Origin of the sequence: Marinilabilia salmonicolor, assembly GCF_003003035.1 — a bacterium.
GTDB lineage: Bacteria > Bacteroidota > Bacteroidia > Bacteroidales > Marinilabiliaceae > Marinilabilia > Marinilabilia salmonicolor_A.
This window is the reverse complement of sequence record NZ_PVTS01000020.1, coordinates 34,229-52,855: the sequence shown is the minus strand read 5'-3', so window position 1 is coordinate 52,855 and position 18,627 is coordinate 34,229. Positions and strand designations below refer to the sequence as shown.

11 protein-coding genes are annotated in these 18,627 nt (G+C 44.1%); 1 reads left to right on the top strand and 10 read right to left on the bottom strand.

What is annotated here, in order from left to right; all coding sequences use genetic code 11:
• Window positions 1–111: 111 nt before the first annotated feature.
• From BY457_RS16490 to BY457_RS16430, 10 genes are all read right to left on the bottom strand, one after another.
• Window positions 112–2,670, bottom strand: coding sequence for an adenosylcobalamin-dependent ribonucleoside-diphosphate reductase (locus BY457_RS16490; protein ID WP_106154428.1), 2,559 nt, complete (start codon window positions 2,668–2,670; stop codon window positions 112–114).
• A 1,013-nt stretch (window positions 2,671–3,683) separates the two neighbouring features.
• Window positions 3,684–4,928: a 3-deoxy-D-manno-octulosonic acid transferase gene (locus BY457_RS16485; protein WP_106154427.1), complete on the bottom strand. Its 1,245-nt coding sequence runs from the start codon at window positions 4,926–4,928 to the stop codon at window positions 3,684–3,686.
• A 692-nt stretch (window positions 4,929–5,620) separates the two neighbouring features.
• Window positions 5,621–6,880, bottom strand: a complete 1,260-nt coding sequence (locus tag BY457_RS16475; protein WP_106154425.1) for a phosphoglycerate kinase — start codon at window positions 6,878–6,880, stop codon at window positions 5,621–5,623.
• 271 nt (window positions 6,881–7,151) lie between these two features.
• The gene (locus BY457_RS16470) at window positions 7,152–7,766 is read right to left on the bottom strand and encodes a hypothetical protein (RefSeq protein ID WP_106154424.1); all 615 of its coding nucleotides are present in this window, start codon (window positions 7,764–7,766) and stop codon (window positions 7,152–7,154) included.
• Window positions 7,756–8,616, bottom strand: a complete 861-nt coding sequence (locus BY457_RS16465; RefSeq protein WP_106154423.1) for a DUF4296 domain-containing protein — start codon at window positions 8,614–8,616, stop codon at window positions 7,756–7,758. Before BY457_RS16465 ends, BY457_RS16470 begins: the two co-directional genes overlap by 11 nt.
• A gap of 616 nt (window positions 8,617–9,232) precedes the next feature.
• Window positions 9,233–10,348: a non-hydrolyzing UDP-N-acetylglucosamine 2-epimerase gene (wecB, locus tag BY457_RS16460; protein WP_106154422.1), complete on the bottom strand. Its 1,116-nt coding sequence runs from the start codon at window positions 10,346–10,348 to the stop codon at window positions 9,233–9,235.
• A 472-nt stretch (window positions 10,349–10,820) separates the two neighbouring features.
• Window positions 10,821–12,287 carry a sugar transferase gene (locus BY457_RS16455; protein WP_258176774.1) on the bottom strand — a complete coding sequence of 489 codons (1,467 nt, stop codon included), beginning with the start codon at window positions 12,285–12,287 and terminating at the stop codon, window positions 10,821–10,823.
• A 690-nt stretch (window positions 12,288–12,977) separates the two neighbouring features.
• On the bottom strand, window positions 12,978–14,627 hold the full coding sequence (locus tag BY457_RS16445) for a capsule assembly Wzi family protein (RefSeq protein ID WP_106154420.1): 1,650 nt from the start codon (window positions 14,625–14,627) through the stop codon (window positions 12,978–12,980).
• A gap of 1,066 nt (window positions 14,628–15,693) precedes the next feature.
• Window positions 15,694–16,938, bottom strand: coding sequence for an ABC transporter permease (locus BY457_RS16435; protein WP_106154419.1), 1,245 nt, complete (start codon window positions 16,936–16,938; stop codon window positions 15,694–15,696).
• Window positions 16,939–17,174: 236 nt separating this feature from the next.
• Window positions 17,175–18,317 (bottom strand): ATP-binding protein, encoded by a 1,143-nt coding sequence (locus BY457_RS16430; RefSeq protein WP_106154418.1) that lies wholly within the window; start codon window positions 18,315–18,317, stop codon window positions 17,175–17,177.
• 146 nt (window positions 18,318–18,463) lie between these two features.
• On the opposite strand from BY457_RS16430, the gene BY457_RS19275 reads away from it, so the two are divergent.
• Window positions 18,464–18,592 carry a hypothetical protein gene (locus tag BY457_RS19275; RefSeq protein ID WP_258176773.1) on the top strand — a complete coding sequence of 43 codons (129 nt, stop codon included), beginning with the start codon at window positions 18,464–18,466 and terminating at the stop codon, window positions 18,590–18,592.
• Window positions 18,593–18,627 lie beyond the last annotated feature (35 nt).

Here is an 18,627-nt window from a genome sequence, read left to right as displayed (position 1 = left end):
AATAATAGTTTTCCGAACAACAGTAATTCTTTTACACTTTCCCCATCTTACCAAAAAAGCCTGCCGAATAAAATCCGACAGGCCTTCAAGGTTACAAATTGGCAAAATAAATCATCCGCATTTAGAGGTTCCGCAACTCTGACAAATCAGGCAACCTTCCTGATAAACCAGCTTGTCGGAGCCACAATTTTCGCAATGGCCTTTCTTTACTTTGGTGCCATTGGGAATGTATTTCTTAAGGGCACGTTCCACACCATTTTTCCAGTTGTTGATATTCTCGTTGTCCAACTGCAAACCGGCAACCAGGTGCAATGCATCTTCGATGGGCATGCCGTGTCGCAACACCCCTGAAATAAGTTTTGCATAGTTCCAGAATTCCTTATGGAACTTAAAGGACAAACCTTCTATGGTCGTTTTGTATCCGCGCTTGTTTACATACTGAAAATCATAGCGTGAAGTGCCATCGTTGTCTCTGCTCTTAATGATGTATCCCTTCTGAACTGATTTGGGCAGGAGAATTCCATCCTCATCATCAGCCAAACCGGTAAAAATCTCATAGGGGCGTCCATCGAGCAATCCCACAAAAGCAATCCATTTTTCCTTGTTATTCTGGAAACGAACCACGTCAGCCTCCAGAACCTCGGGACGTTTTTTGGGGAATTTAAATCCCTCGTCCTCTTTCTTTTCTGAATTGTTCAGCAAAACGCCGGCACGCGATCCATCCCGATAAACCGTCACACCTTTACAACCGCTTTTCCAGGCTTCCACATACAACTGTCCCACCAGCTCCTCTGTGGCCGTAGAAGGAAGGTTTATGGTTACACTGATGGAATGATCCACCCATTTTTGCACCTGACCCTGCATGCGCACTTTGCTCATCCAGTCCACATCATTGGAAGTGGCCTTATAATAAGGAGACTTCTCAATGAGTTTATCCAGCTCCTCCTGCGAGTAATTTTTTGTAGTATCGATGTTGTTGGCCTTCATCCAGGTCACAAACTTATGATGGAAAACGATGTACTCTTCCCAGCTGTCGCCCACTTCATCCACAAAGTCCACTCTCACTTCCGGATCGTTGGGATTTACCTTACGGCGACGCTTATACACAGGCAGGAACACCGGTTCAATACCACTGGAAGTCTGTGTCATCAGACTGGTGGTTCCGGTTGGGGCAATGGTCAGCAAGGCAATGTTACGGCGACCATGTTTCTTCATCTCCTCATACATATCTGGATCGGCTTCTGCCAACCTCTGGATGAACGGATTGTTTTTCTCCTTTTCGGCATCAAAAATCGGGAAAGCACCACGCTCTTTAGCCAGTTCAACAGACGATTTGTAAGCCGAAACGGCCAGTGATTTATGAACTTCCACTGAAAAATCGGTAGCAATATCGCTTCCGTAACGAAGTCCCAGTGCAGCCAGCATATCACCTTCGCCTGTGATACCTATTCCGGTACGGCGACCTTCTTCCGCTTTTTTGCGGATATTGAGCCACAGATTCTTTTCAACGCTCTTAATCTCCTCTGTTTCGGGATCAGCATTGACTTTTTCGAGGATACCATCAATTTTCTCCAGTTCCAGGTCAATTATATCGTCCATTATGCGCTGAGCATAGCCGGCATGTTCTTTAAACAGCTCAAAGTTAAAGCTGGCATTATCCGTAAAGGGATTATCGACGTATGAATAGAGATTTATGGCAATGAGACGGCAGCTATCGTAAGGACACAAAGGAATTTCACCACATGGATTGGTACTCATGGTGCGGTACCCCAGATCGGCATAGCAGTCCGGCACAGACTCCCGAATAATGGTATCCCAGAAAAGGATACCGGGCTCGGCAGATTTCCAGGCGTTGTGCACCACCTTTTCCCATAAATTACGGGCATTGATGTTTTTACGCACTTTAGGTTCCGCGGCATCCACCGGATACTGTTGTTGATATTCGGTACCATCTACCACAGACTCCATGAAACCATCATCAATCTTCACAGAAACATTGGCACCGGTAACTTTTCCCTGCTCCATTTTGGCATCAATAAACTTCTCAGAGTCGGGGTGTTTGACAGAGACACTCAACATCAGGGCGCCACGACGACCATCCTGGGCTACTTCACGGGTAGAATTGGAAAAACGCTCCATAAAAGGCACGATTCCTGTTGACGTGAGGGCAGAATTTTTCACCGGAGAACCCTTAGGCCGAATGTGCGACAGGTCATGCCCCACTCCACCACGGCGTTTCATCAACTGAACCTGCTCCTGGTCCACTTTCATTATGCCCCCGTAAGAGTCGGAAGGACCTTCACTGCCAATCACAAAGCAATTTGACAACGATGCCACCTGATATTTATTACCAATACCTGCCATAGGACCTCCCTGCGGCACGATGTACTTAAAGCGCTGAAACAGCCCAAAAAGCTGCTCTTCCGACATAGGATTCGGATATTTCTTTTCGATACGGGCAACCTCCCTGGCCAATCGCCAGTGCATTTCATCGGGAGTCATTTCATAAAGACATCCCTGAGAGTCTTTCAGAGCATACTTATTTACCCACACGCGGGCTGCAAGCTCATCCCCCTCAAAGTACTCAAGCGCCTTTTGGTAAGCATCCTCATGAGTGAAAGTTTTTCCGTCTTTCACCCGGGTTTTCAGGTCAACATCTGTTTCTGCCATGATGGTTATTTTTTTATTCTGATTAATCCACAACAATTTGCTGCGTAATGCCGGAATTTAATTGGATCATATATCTGTCATACCGGCAAAACAACCCCACGGCCGGCTTTTTATCAGATTTACCCGAATTCCTGAACATTCCGTCGCAAAAAGAAATGCATCAATCTGGTTAACGGTTTGATAAATTGTTTATTAATAATTTTTAATAATTCCTGTTTGACGAGTGCAAGTTAGAAAAGCTTTTCTTTTGAGACAACTATTTTTTATCAACAATCTCAAAAGTTTCCCAAAAAGAAAGTCTTATTTATTGATTTTCTTCTACTTGAAGTTTTTAAAAATTTAAAAAGTTTCCCAAAATGGAAAACTTCACAAATCTTTAGAATTTTTTTTGATTAAAAAATTGCAGATATCAAACCCTCTGAAGCAGACAGTAAAACAGGGATTTGGCTACATTTATTAACATTTCGATCAAAGGCACTCAACTGATTTTTCCAAATTTTGGAAAACCATTAACAGATTGTTGATAACTTCAGGGAAAGATTGGGAGAACTGCTTTTGGGAGCAGAACAGAAAACAGCACAATTCGGTAGTCAGTGTCTGGTCATAAAGTACCACTTGCTTCGTTATACTCGCTACCAAAATACTCATTTACGTAATAAAACAGGTATGGTGTAAACAGGCTGAAAGCCTGAGAGCAATAGCCCAGGGCAACGCCCTGGGTTTTGAGGCATCCCCCACTCCCCTCTCATTATTGGTCGCGACGCGACCAATAATGAGAGGGGGGAGGGAGAATGTTTCAATTTCCCTGGGGCGTTGCCCCAGGCTATTGCTTAAAGACCTTCGGCCTTAAAAAAACGCAACAACATTATGTATTCCTTTAAAAGGAAAAAGCCTCGTTTTGGGGAGGACTGAATTATTCATAAATAATCACTATTGTCCGGTAAAACAATAGCATTTCCTTTTGAGTCGCTCACTTGCGACTTTGCCTCCTTGCAAACCAAACTCATCGAAGATCACACCTCTGCCTTCACTCCAAACACCTGCTCCATAATCATACCGGTTGCTCCGCACATAGATTTCACATAGGACCCGGCAGCTTTTCCGGACTCTTGCCGACGGGCATCATTGGTCCTGAAATTTTCTAACATCGAAAAAAAGCCTTCATAGTCATTTACCGAAAAACCACCGCCCACTTCAATCAAATCGCGGGCTTCTTTAAACTTATGATATTCGGGACCAAAGGCAACAGGAATCCCATAAGTGGCAGCCTCCAGTGTATTGTGAATGCCTTTTCCAAACCCTCCGCCAATCCATGCAACCTGCCCGTAGCGATAAATTGCAGACAACAGCCCAATGGTATCCACGATCAGCACCCGACTACCCCCGGGTTCAGCATCCCCATTGCGGGTAAAACGAAAATACGGAACCTTCAGCTTTTGCTCAATCTCCTGAACATGGCCTTCATGTACTTCATGCGGTGCCATAATTAACTTCACGCCATCGGGAGCCTCGTTGATGTAACGGCAAAGCAAATCTTCATCGGGGGGCCAGGTACTTCCTGCAACCAACACAAAATCAGCCCCTGCAGCAAACTGAGCGGCCATCTGCACCTCGGTGGCGGCATCAACAATAGCCTTTACCCTGTCGAACCGGGTATCTCCTGCTACCTCATAATTTTTTATCCCTATACTCTGAAGAAGCTTTCCGGAAGTCTCATCCTGAACATAAAAGTGTGTTACAGCTTTCAGGGATTTCTGAAACCATTTTCCATACCATTTAAAAAACACCTGGTTTTCTCTGAAAATAGAAGAGATACTATAGAGCGGGATATCGCGGAGCGCCAGTTCCTTAAAAAGGTTGGGCCAAAACTCGTACTTCACAAAAAAAGCTGACTCAGGCTGCACCACTTTCAATAAGCGACGGGCATTTCGAGGAGTGTCCGCAGGCAAATAGCAGACAACATCTGCCAAATCATAGTTCTTTCGCACCTCATAGCCCGATGGAGAGAAGAAAGTTAGCAGAATCTTTTTACCGGGAACATTTTTTCGGATCGCCTCAATCACCGGCCTTCCCTGTTCAAACTCCCCAAGAGAAGCACAGTGAATCCAGACTACGGAAGATTCGCCCTTCAATGCCGACAATTTTTGCCAGATCTCTTTTCTTCCCTTATAAAGCAATTTTGCTTTTTCGTTAAAAGGAGCTGCAAGTGCTACGGCAAATGAGAAGAGTCGAACTCCGATGGTATAAAGGAACTGCATAATATTCTATTTTTTCTTTAATGTCTTAACCCTGATGGTCGTGTTTGTTTGACAAAAGATTTTCTAAAAGGTGATAATGAAATGGCTGCGCCATTTAATTATTTTGGGTCCACAAATTATTCGAATCAGGGGCTGCTAAAAAAGTCAGCGGACCAATTTTAATTTCTTTATTGATTTTCTTTTTGGCATTGCTCCAAAAAGAAACAAAAAAATCTAGTCCGTTTAAACCTAGCCGCCCGCAAAATCCAAAATTTCCGGCCATTGCGCAAGGCCTTGAAAATCGCCCATTTTGGCTTCCCGCTATCCGCCGGCCCGGAAAACGGACAGGCCCGCCCCCCTTTCAACCAGTAAAACTCATTCAAACAAAAAACATTCTTTTGACTGGTAAGTTGTTAATAATTACCGTCTTAAGTCTTCTTAATTGCAAACTTATTTTAGTGATTAGCTTGAAAACCTTGCACTTCAAATGAAAACACAGCCATTAAATCATTCATAATCTTTACATTATACGTCTTCAAGCAGACCCGAATTAAACGAATTTTAGTCGCAAAAAAAATGCGACTTTTAACGGATTCGCTATACAATTCAAAAAAAACCGCCGAACAAAGCCTTCTATGCAGTGTCCGGCGGCAAGATCATATAGTCTTCACAAAATGAGCCCGTGCCCTTTTTGTATCAAAATTCAGAAAATATTATCCGCGAATGGCCTTAATACCGGGCAGTTCTTTGCCTTCCAGATATTCCAGAAGCGCACCACCGGCAGTAGAGATGTATGAAACCTCATCAGCTTTCTCAAACTTGTTGATACAAGCCACAGAGTCCCCTCCGCCAATCAAAGAATAGGCACCTTTCTTAGTTCCGGCAGCAATAGCCTCCGCCACAGCTTTTGAACCTTTCTCAAAAGTCTCCATTTCAAACACACCAACAGGGCCGTTCCACAAGATGGTTTTTGAATTTTCGATTACCTCCTGCATGGTTTTGATACTCTCCGGGCCGGCATCCAACCCCATCCATCCTTCAGGAATCTCATCCACCGGCACTATTTTGGTATTTGCATTGTTGTCAAATGCATCGGCAGCCAGCACATCAGCGGGCAGATAAAGCTTAACATTTTTCTCCTTAGCCAGCTTTTCAATTTTCAACGCCAGGTCAAGATATTCATCCTCGCAGATAGAACTACCGATGTTACCACCATGGGCTTTGATAAATGTATAAGTCATACCTCCACCCAAAATCAGGTTATTCACCTTATCCAGCAGATTTTCGATGATGGTAATTTTGGTAGAAACCTTTGCACCACCCATGATAGCGGTAAATGGTCTTTCAGGAGCCTTAAGCACCTTATCAAGGCTCAGGAGCTCACGTTCAATCAGGTAACCAAACATCTTGCTGTCAGCATCAAAAAAGTCGGCAATCACAGCAGTTGAAGCATGCGCACGGTGGGCTGTACCAAATGCATCGTTCACATATACATCGGCCAGTGCAGCCAAATCTTTCGAGAATTGCTGCTGCTTCTCTTTCATTTCTGCCTTGGCAGCTTTTTTCTCGTCTTCTGAAGCATCGTCGGCCAATTTTGGCTTACCTTCTTCCTCAAGATGAAAACGCAGATTCTCCAACATCAATACCTGACCGGGTTGCAAAGAAGAGGCTTTTTCTTTTGCATCGGGTCCTACTGAATCCTTGGCAAATACCACGTCCACTCCCAGCAGTTCAGACAAACGCCCCTGAACATGCTTCATGGAAAAATCAGGGTTGGCTTTTCCTTTTGGACGCCCCAAATGAGACATCACAATTGCAGAACCGCCGTCTTTAATAATTTTCTTTAAAGTTGGCAAAGCAGCCTGAATGCGGGTATCATCAGTAATTTCAAACTTTTCGTTGAAAGGAACATTGAAATCCACACGAACAATGGCTTTCTTACCTGAGAAATTGTAAGCTTCGATTTTCGACATAATATTAAGAATTATAGAGTTTCTATCCTGGCCTGACTGAAGCAGGCATTACAGTTCTTTTTCGGACACACAAAGATACAAAAAACCACATGGAATCGGGAATATTTTTGAATGGGATTTGGTAATTTGTGAGTTGGCTGTAGTCAGTAGCCGATAGTGAGTAGTCAGTAGCCAGTAGTGGGTAGTTAGAAGGCAGAAGAGGTGAACGAGGAGAGGTGAGCTCTTGGCTCTTGGCTCTGAACGGAAGGGATGAGAATGGCCCCATACTTTATTATGCACCAATCACGGCGGGAATACTCAGCCATCTGACTGAAGAAGAAGGCGTCCATCGTTTAGACACCAGATCAATACTTTGCAACAACAAGATACCGGGAGAGGCCCCCTTTTCGAGCCTTCCGAGACTTAAAAAACCGGTGCTCCGGGCAGCAATCATGGTAACTTCCAAGAGCATTTTTGTCATCGAAACATCTGAAGAATGCGTTTTCATCCGCTCGAGCAATGTCCCTTGCCCACTTAACCCGGACGACAAGGGGGAGATTGCATGGTCCTGCTTTTTTTCCATCACCACGGGCAAACCATCGTTAGCCTTTGAAACCGGGTTGTCGTCAGCCTTAACCCCTAATAAAATTGTCCCATCACGAAAGTGACGATTTTTCACAGATTTATGCCGCTCAATTTCATCGGTGGTAACTTCTGCAAAGATATCCACAAAAGCCGGACACAGAATTCCTGCAAAAAACCGGGTAAACGGCCGTTCCTGAAACCCATTCTCAAAATGCTCCACAGATTCAATGACTCCCTCATCATTCACTGTAATCACCGGCCAACGCAGCAACTCTCCATCCGGAGAAAGCATAAAATGTGAAGCAAAACGATTAACGGACATCGGGTCCCGATTTTAAAAGTTCAAGATCTCTGTTAACGGCATCTTCCGGTTCTGCTTCCTCCTCACTATCATCATTGTCATTATTTTCCTGATGTTCAAGGCTGATATCAGAAAATTCCACTGCACCGGTGGCGGTAGTGTCATGAAGAAAGAGATAACCGGAAATTTCAATAACCGGAGGCATTGTATCCAATGGTGCAATCAAAGAAAATGGTTTCTTTTCAAAAACTTTGGTCAACTCCACAGAGAGTGTATCGGAGGTGCTGTCGGCAAACAGTGTAACCATCTCAGTCCTCCCATCCCGGCTTCTGTCAGGGCGTAAAAAACGGTAAAACGCAGACAGTCTTATTCGTCCTCTTTCGATTGAATCAACTTTGATCCGGAAAGGCAGTCGACGATCGGCGGTATCAAGGGAATTGACAACCATTTTTCGCTCACTGTTCCATAAATCCTTTACCTCAGGCAAACTGTCAGCAGCTGCTTCTTCCGCTTTAATTTGTTTTTTCAGTTCAGCTTCCCGTTGGGTTATCAGCAACACCACCTGCTCATAAACCTCCTGATAGTGATAGGGGTGCGAGACATACCACTGACGGATGGTGTCAAATTCGGTGGTGGTGAGTCCGAAGTCCTCAAGCACATATTTATAATACGCAGGGGCCACCTCTCCTTCATCACTGCTTCCGGGACTGTACTTCCGATTAGACAACACACTTTCTGCGAAATAGAGTTTGGCCAGTATTTCCGCCATCTCAGTCTTGTCCGGAAACTCTTTGGGAATTGGCTCTTTGGGACTGCATCCCGAAATCAGCAAAGAGGCACTGAAGATAATTATTACAATCGGTCGTATCATGAAGTCTTATTTAGAGGCTACTGAAAAAATCAGCAGCCCTATATTTATTTCTTAATTGATTTTCTTTTTAGCATTACCCCAAAAAGAAACAAAAAAGTCTAGTCCGTTTAAACCTATCCGTCCGCATCAGGCTTAATTTCCGGCTGGCCCGCAAAGCCTTGAAGTCGCTCATTAAGCCTTCTCTCCAACCGCCGGCCCGGAAAACGGACGGGCCTCCCCGCCCTTCAAATAGTAACAGTCCTTCACTATAATAACATTCCTTTAAACAACTAAATATTATTTTTTTAAGTATTTTTCAGCAGATCCTATTTAGAGAACTTAAGCATATTATTTTGATGCATTTATCGCCATATTCGATCCATCAATGTTGCAAATTTAGAACAAATCGGTAGTTCTAACCTGGTTTATTCATAAGTTTTCGTAATGAAACGGACAAGTTATTTCTTAAGCATTTATATCACAAGAGGATATGTTTAATTGCCAAGGTCAGTCCCTGGCAAGCCTGTTAAACACTTATTTTGATCACGATTATTTATTTAGTTTCTGTCCATAAAGGTCCACTTGCGTCGTTACGCTCGTCCGAAAATTACTCATTTATAATGAGCAATCTCCGTATTTACACATTCCTTGCTTTATGTTTACGCAACAATACATCAACGATTCGTTGGGCCGCATGCCCATCCCATAAATCCGGGACCTGACCTTTTGGGGATTTTCCGGCAAGGCAGGCATTAACCACATCATCAGCCTTTGCAAAATCAAAACCTGCCAGATAATTAGTGCCCTGCTCTATCGTTACAGGTCGTTCGGTATTTTCACGCAAAGTAACACAGGGTACTCCAAGCCAGGTAGTCTCCTCCTGCAGGCCTCCGCTATCGGTGATTACCAGGCGGGCCTGACTGACCAGCTTCTGAAAATCAATGTATCCCTGAGGCGAAACCAATTTCAGATTGGGAAATTGTTGCTTTATCTGAGCCGGATCAAGGCCGGCCTCAACAAGACGGTTTCGGGTTCTGGGATGAACCGGAAAAACCACAGGCATTTTGGAGGAAAGCTCTTTCAGCCAGTTTATCAGTTCTCTCAACCGGGGTGGATGGTCCACATTTGAGGGACGATGAATGGTGACCAGCACATATTTATACGACTCAAGCAGAAAACGGCTCAGGACGTCTGACTCCTTAATAGCCTCAGAAGCAAAAACAAGGCTATCGATCATCACATTTCCCACAAAATGCACTTTCTCATCAGCCACCCCCTCTCTTTTCAGGTTTTCGATTCCTGATGGCTCAGAAACAAAAAGCAAATCGGAAATGGCATCCGTGGCCAGCCGGTTAATTTCTTCGGGCATGGAGCGATCGAAACTTCTCAGGCCAGCTTCCACATGAGAGGTGCGGATACCGCGCTTTACAGATACAAGAGAACAGGCAAGGGTGGAATTGACATCTCCTACCACAATCACATCATGAGGCATCATTTCATCCAGCACCTGATCAAACCGGGTCATGATATCCGCCGTTTGTCCGGCCTGACTGCCACTGCCCACATTCAAATTGTACTCCGGTTCCGGAAGCCCGAGATCTTCAAAAAACACCTTGCTCATGGCATCATCGTAGTGCTGCCCGGTATGCACCAGTGTTACTTCCACTCCTTTAATCGCAGAAAAAGCCCGCCACAAGGGGGCTATCTTTACAAAATTAGGACGTGCACCGGCTACGAGGATAATTTTTTGCATAATCAAATTCTGCTTCCTGAGTTTGGTGAAAACTGCGCAAAAATGCTGTATCTTAATTGGGGGCAGCTGAAAAATTCAGCAGACCAATTTTAATTTCTTTATTTATTTTCTTTTTGGCATTGCTCCAAAAAGAAACAAAAAAATATAGTCCGTTTAAACCTATCCGCCCACATCAGGCTTAATTTCCAGCTGGCCCACAAGGCCTTAATGTCGCCCATTAAGCCTTCCCGCTATCCGCCGGCCCGGAAAACGGACAGGCCACCGCACCTCTTAACCAGGAAAAGTCGTTTAACCGAGCAAAATCTTTTTAACAGTAATCTTTTGACTATTAATCACCAACACTGCAAACTTTTTGAATGATTTACTTGAAAAACGCTTAGCTTAGGGACAGACTCTAATTAATCATTATTAAAGGGAGATGGTTATCATCTATGTCAGGAGCTTCAGACATCTCACCCTTAACATCCCCTCATTATTTCCCGTCTCCCCGCACCATGGTACGAATGGTCTTCAGAAAAATCACAAAATCCAGTTTCAGTGACCAGTTATCGATGTACTGAAGATCCATCTTCATCCACTCATCAAAAGGAATATTATTGCGTCCGGAGACCTGCCAAATACAAGTAATACCAGGTTTCATAGACAACCTCCTTACCTGCCAGCTCTCATATTGCCGTACCTCATCGGGCAGTGGCGGACGGGGACCAACCACCGACATATCCCCGGTAAGCACATTGAAAAACTGCGGTAATTCATCCAGACTTGTTTTACGAAGAAAATGGCCAACCCTGGTAATACGCGGATCTTTGGTAATTTTAAATACCGGCCCGTCCATTTCGTTCTGTTCCATCAGTTTCTTCTTCAATTCCTCGGCATTGGTAACCATAGTCCGGAATTTATAGACATTAAATTTCCGGCCACGTAAGCCCACCCTCTTCTGGGAGAAAAATACAGGACCTTTGGAGTCAAGCTTAATAGCAAGTGCCAATAAAACAAAAACAGGGGAAAACACGACCACCACAAACAACGAAAAAACAAAGTCAAACAAATCTTTTATTCTAAGCTCCAGATAATTAAGTGGCGTATTGGAAATGGTCAACAAAGGGGTGGTACCAAAATAGTGCAGATGCGTTTTATTAGTCAGCATATTAAAGAAAGAAGAATACATACGAAATACCACCCCAACCTCGGAGGTAATGGACAGCAACCGTTCTATCTCCTTCTGATCGGCACCTTCTTTACAGTATATCAATTCGTCAATGGTCTTTTCTCTCAGAAGTGCTTCCACATCTGTATCGTCAGGCAGAAAAGGAGCCACAGCACCAAACTCCTGCTCCAACTCTTCAGTACCCATAATTGCAGTTACCCGATAGCCCCACTCTTTCATCTTCACAATCTGACGTAAAAAACTGCGGGCACTATTATCCCCGATCACCACCACGTTGGAAGTGTTATGTCCTTTGGCACGGGCATTCTTCAGGAAGGCATAATTGAAAACCTTAAAAAGAAAGGTAAGTCCAAGATCTATGGCCCCAAAATAAAGCAAGAGGCGCAAGCCAATAGAAAAGAGGTTGAAGGCCCACACCGAAACAGCCAGAAACGCTGTTCCCGTAACGGCCAGACTCAAACAGGCAAAAAGCACTGCTGAATAAGGTCTGGATCGATAGAGCTGGTTCAGCCGAAATGTTCGGGCCAGCACATACCAAATAGCCAAAATCACAAAATGCAAAATAATGGAGTCCTTGTTTTGAAAAGGCAGAAACTCCCCCTTATCAATAAAGACAGCAATATTAAAACTCACCAATGCGATGAAGACATCCACTATGGCGAGCAACCGGTTAACGACTTTCGCTTTTTCCCTTAACATACTTTCCCTTTGATCAGAATATTCAAATTTATGCTTTTTTTTTCGCTTATTCCCTATATAGTGTCTGTCCATAAAGTACCATTTACTGCGTTACGCTTGTCCGAAAAGTACTCATTTACGAAAAGTAAACTCCGTATTTTCGGACTTCGCAAGCCTTGTAACTGTCACTTTCTGAACAGACACAGCTCCAGCCAGAAACTATCCCGACTTTATAGACGGGCACTATATAGAGGCTACTGAACCTGCATTATTCATAAATAATCTATTCCGATGTCCAACTATCTGCAAAATCCAACCGTCCTCAATAAAATGGATTTGAAAATAATCCATTATTTCCTGCATCCATTTTATCTGCGGTTGATTGTATTTCTTGATATTTGAACATCCCATAACGATAATTCATGAATAAAGCAGGTGAAAAAGTCAGCAGCCCTATTTTTATTTCATTTTTTATTGTTCTTTTTGGCAACGCCCCAAGAAACCAAAAAAGTCTAGCCCGTATAAACCTATCCGCCGGCCCGGAAAGCGGACGGGCCCACCCGCTTTTCAAACAGCAATATTCCGTCAACCACAAAATAGACCCCTAAATATCAGAGTTTTACACCTTGCTTTTTTCAAACTCAGACTTATCTAAAATAAAAATCCTTGAACTTCACACTTTGACGATAGATCGTTCACAACCGGCACATTAAACACCCCTGGCAACTTGTAACAACACCTCCTCCTACAACGCCTGGTCAAATAGGCACCACCACATTGACGCTAAAACAACCTAAAGGTAACAGCAGTTTTAGCCCCAAAAGAATGATAAATATCCCCTCCATCGTAAAAAAGGTCAACCCCTACTGAAAGTCCTTTTATTTTTTCAGGAGTCCACTCTGCTCCGGCCATGGTGTACCATTGGTCACGTCCTCCTTTGAACCAGTAATCTTCATCTTCATTCCAGGTATATCGTCTGGGATACTGCTCAAAATAGGTTCCGAAATTGCGCGTCCAGGTGATTTTCATTTTCCAGGAAAGCTCTGCATTCAAATCTCCCCGACCTCCAAGATGCAATCCGCTGAAACGATCGTTTTTTATTCCTACACTGCTGTTAAATTCCATGTCGGGCCGCACTTCCAGCATTTGTTCCCGGGTCAGATTCATCGGACTTCCCATGATATGGCCGTCACGACTCCATCCGGCGGTATACATCCCGTTGTTCATGTAGCCGTCGCGACCACCAAAATCGTTGCCGTGGTTAATTTCGTCTTCCAGAATAGTTTTAAACTCTTCGAGCGATAAAGGATGATCGGGCACTATCCCAAAATTCTCTTCCACAAAACCGTTCTTATCCTCCACCTGCTTGGGAAAAATAATCCCGTTCAGGTATGGATCCGGCATCCCGTTGCCACTCTGATAAGCGGTCTGAAACCATTCAAAGGTAATATTGGAAAGCCAGGAGGGCTCATTGAGATGCCAGTCAACTCCGAGTATATGATCGCTGTTGCCCTGCCAGAATAGCATTCCGGAACCATCGGAAAAAGGTATCTGATAATAAATATTGATATGCCCGTTTGGGGTTTCCAACTGAGTTCCGAAATCGTACATCCCCATATGGGCCCCGGCAGCATTGGTTGCTTCGCCTCCGCCAATTTTTGAACTGCCCTTTCCAAAGAAGGTGGGCCAGAAATCGATGGGAATATCCACTCCGTTTCGTCGCCCGCCAAACAGGGTGCTATGATTCAATCCACCATAGAGATTCCAATTGCCCGGGCGAATGCGCAGGTAAGCATACTTCTCATGCAGCAACACATCGCCGCTGGATGGCTGATCCGACAACCAGGCTTGCGAGATCCCTCCGCGCACTTCGGCAAAACCATTTGTAAAAGGAATGGATGTGTATTCTGAAAGTTCAAAGGTAATGCGGGGAACCGGACGAAAATTGGTTCCGAAAAGATAACTTCCGGTGCCCATATTGGATTCAGTAAAGACAGGATCGAAGATATGTTTTCCACCCTTCAGAGACCAGTTCTTCCATGCAATTTCGCCCCAACCGGCATGCAGGTAGGCATCATCATATCCGGAAGAATAATCCATTTCCAAACCGGCTGAAAGTTTCCATCCGCTTTTTAGATTACCGGAAATACCGGTCGCTGCTGTGAGGAGCGTCTGACTGCCCTCAAGATTGTTCCACCGGCCTTCCTGTAATGCCACTGACCATAAGGGTGGCAGTTCTCCGTTATGAAGAATGGTTCGGCCTGAAACAGTTCCGTGAACATTGACATCAGACTGCCCCTTAGCCTGAAAAGCAAGGGCAAGGCAACAAATGGTGACGAATGCTATCCTGTGTGAAGTAGTCATTTTGTCCTGGGGTTGGTATTCGGGTGCAAAGATAGTTTTTTTATTCCCTCCTGAAAAGAAGAAAGCCATTCATGTCACGTTTGACCGAATGGCTTCCTTATTGTCCTATTTTTTAATTTTAAACCAACCAATACCATGAGAAAAGCATGCCAAAAGGCAGAAAGGCTTCCTTTTTTAAGGTTTTTTAATCTTTCACCTTCACTACCTTACTCATTTTAAGCCTAATGGAGTTTCCAGAGCCATTACACAACAACCTTCAATGTGTTCGAAATCGAACACGAGGTGTACGAAAAAGGGAGCCTCCACTGGCCCCTCTCAAGGAGGGGGAAAGGCCTCCCCCAAAACATTGAAATAAAAAGATACGTTTGGCATTCCCCTCCCAAGGAGGGGGGAAAGTTGCATGTTAAAACATGGATATGTATGAGATTAGCACCGGTCTTCAGACCGGTGTGTTTGATATACGGCCGACCCTATTTCAGCAGGCTTGAAGCCGGCTTCCATGAACTGTGTGAAGCGTTAATGATCCCCCCCCTTAAAACGGAGGGCTAGGCTCATTATAAAACCGTATTTAGGGACTGCTGAAAAAGACAGCAGACCATTTTTTAATTTCTTTATAGATTTTCTTTTTGGCATTGCTCCAAAAAGAAACAAAAAAATCTAGTCCGTTTAAACCTATCCGCCCGCGAAATCCAAAATTTCCGGCCATTGCGCAAGGCCTTGAAAGTCGCCCATTTTGGCTTCCCGCTATCCGCCGGCCCGGAAAACGGACAGGCCCCCGCGCCTTTTAAATAGAAAAAATCGCTTAACCTAGAAAAATATTTTGAACAGTGATATTTTGACTATTAATCACCACAGATGCAAACTTTTTAAAAGATTTACTTGAAAAACCTTGCACGATTATCAACCATAATAATCTTTATATTAGTTCTTTAATTGTTTTTCAGCAAACCGTACTTACTGATATCGGTTCTCCTTATCTGTACGATGTTTTAATATCCCCGCCCCTCACAAACTTCCCGGAAAAACAAAACAAATTACCGACCAGTCCCCCTTGGGGGGATATAGGGGGCTCTTCTCCCCCTTGGGGGGATATAGGGGGCTCTTCTCTCCCTTGGGGGGATATAGGGGGCTTCTTTTACTCAAACCGAATCGCTTTTACCGGAGATATCCTCGCCACCAGATAGGACGGTCCGATCATCATCAGGAAAATGGTCAGTACAGCCCCGACATTCAACAGGATGATGTGCAGGGCGGAGAGATGAATAGGCACGGTATCCAGAAAATAATTTGCAGGGTCGAGTTTCACAAAACCGAAATAACTCTGAGCAAAGCAGAATCCAAGTCCCAGAAGATTACCCCAGAAAAGACCTTTGATGGTGATGTTTGCCGCAAGCGTCAGGAATACTTTGCGAAGCGGGCGGTCGGCCATCCCCATGGCTTTTAGCACTCCGATCATATTGGTGCGTTCCAGAATTAAAATCAGCAAACCTGTTATCATATTGAAACCTGCCACCAAGACAATAAGAACAATGATGACAATGATATTCATATCCAGCAAATCGAGCCATCCGAATATCTGCGGCTGTGTTTGTTGAATGGTACGGGTGCGCAGCATGGTGCCATCCTCGCTGATATGTCCTGAAACCACTTCAGCCACGTTGCTTCCGGTCATCATCAAATCCTCAAAATCACCGGCCAGTAATTCATAGCCCGAAATTTTATTCTCACTCCAGTTATTGAGTCGCTGAACCTGACGAATATCAACCATCACAAATGTTTCGTCCAGTTCGGGCAAATGACTGTCAAATATCCCTTCAATGGTGAAATTACGAGCACGTATCTGATCCTCAAAAAAGTACATAGGCACTCTGTCACCCACCTCCAGGTTGAGCACCGAGGCCAGGTCGTCGCTGATCAGCACTCCGTTGGAACTTTTTTCTTCATTGAGACTGAGCCGTCCACCCTCCGTAAGGATAGTTTGAAAAAAAGACCAGTCAAATTCGGGCCCCACACCGCGCAACACAATCCCCTGCATCTCATCACGGGTTTTGATAAGTCCCGGTTTGGTGGCAAACCGTTGCACATGCTCCACCCCGGGAACACTGAGCATCTGCTGCTCCAGCATGGAATCCTGCTCAACAGGGTTGGTCTGGTAACTCATGTTGAAATCATAGCTCACCACTTGTATGTGACTGCCAAAGCCAATGATTTTCTCCCTAATCTCTTTCTGAAACCCCATACCGGTAGCCACAGAAATAATCATTACAACCATACCCAGCACAATACCTGCCACCGCCACCTTCACCACCGGTCCGGCAAGGCGCTTTCCGGAAATACCTCCGGACTTGATCTTGTTGGCTATGAAAAGTTCTAAGTTCATACTATATGGGGGCCTCCCCCGACTGCCTGTTTAAGACGGACTGACTTAAAACGGTCCCCTCCCAAGGAGGGGGGATGCTTCGTTTTAATTAAAAGATTTGTATTCTATAAAATTTAGTCAAAGATATAATTTTGATGGTTGGTTGGATAGAAACGGGAAGGAAAAATGATTGAGGAGCCTCCCCTAATCCCTCCCAGGGAGGGGGACTGAGGGCCTCCCCCATATCCAACAAACCCTTATTTTATCAGTTCACCATTCCAAAGTTTCTGAAGGAATATTTTCCAGGGCATTATACTTACACTTCCTATCTTTCGTGGAAATGGATCGTTCGATACCAGTATTGAATGCTTAACATTATATTCCTCTTCAAAGTATTGTAAGCCTTTGATATGTCTTTTCCCGGCATTATCGGTTGATTTAACCTCAATTGCTATTTCATGATCTCCCAGGACAAAGTCAATCTCTATCTGAGACGCTGTCCGCCAGTAATAAATGGGATATTCAATACCTGAGTAATGCCTGTGCGCACGAATTTCCTGATATATGAAGTGTTCAAAAGCATTTCCAAACATCTCACTCCGAGGTTTTATTTCTCCGCGTTTCAACAAATAATTGACAATCCCAACATCGAAATAATAAAATTTAGGCGCATGTATCACTCTTCTTTTGGGCCTCTTTTGAAAAGAAGGCAGAAAACTACCGGTTAAAGTATCTACCAAAATCTGGAAGTACTCTTTAATCGTCGGAGCACTTACCCCACACTCTGAAGCAATCCTGGAATAATTTACCATTTCTCCATTTGAAAAAGCAGCCGTTTCAAGAAATCTGGAAAATGTCGAAACTTTTCTTATTCTGGCCTCCGCCATTATTTCATCCTGAAGATAACTTCCTATGTATGCAGAAATAAGTCTTTCAGGTTCATCTGACAAATAATGTCGCGGCAACAAACCATTATTTAATGCCCGTATAAGATCAAAGTCAGGAATCTCACAACTCACCAATGGATATAACTCATACCTCAACGCTCTACCTCCTAATAGATTTGCCTTCGAAAATAAAATTTTCCGGGGACTGGAACCACTCAGAATAAATTGAGCCGCACTGTTTTCTATCAACCAGTGGATTTCGTCTAATAATGCAGGAATTTTTTGAATCTCATCAATCACGACAGGCTTACGCAGATCTGAAGCCATTACGATCTCCCTCAACTGTGATGGTTCTCTGTGTAACCTCTCAAATACGTCTGTCTGCAAAAGGTCAAACCATAATGATTCCGGATAAACAGTTTTTAACAAAGTGCTTTTCCCTGTCTGACGGGCTCCCCATAAAAAGAAACTTTCCTTTCCTGATTTTTCAAATATTTGACTTCTTTTATACATGATAATTAAAAGTGCCAGCTTGGATTGTCATGATATTTAGAAGCAAGATATTGATAATTTAACTTTTTTGCAAGTGGGGGGCCTCCCCTAACCCCTCCCAGGGAGGGGGATTTAGCATACGGCTATATATTGAAAAATAGCTATTTATGAGATTAGCACCGGTCTTTAGTCCGGTGGTTTTGGCATATAGCACAGTCCATATCAGCCAACTTCCAAAAGACAACAAAATCATCGTGCATTTATCGGAAAAGCCGGCTGATAGCCGGCTCTCGTGAACTGTATTCCGTAATACACCCCCCCTAAAGACGGG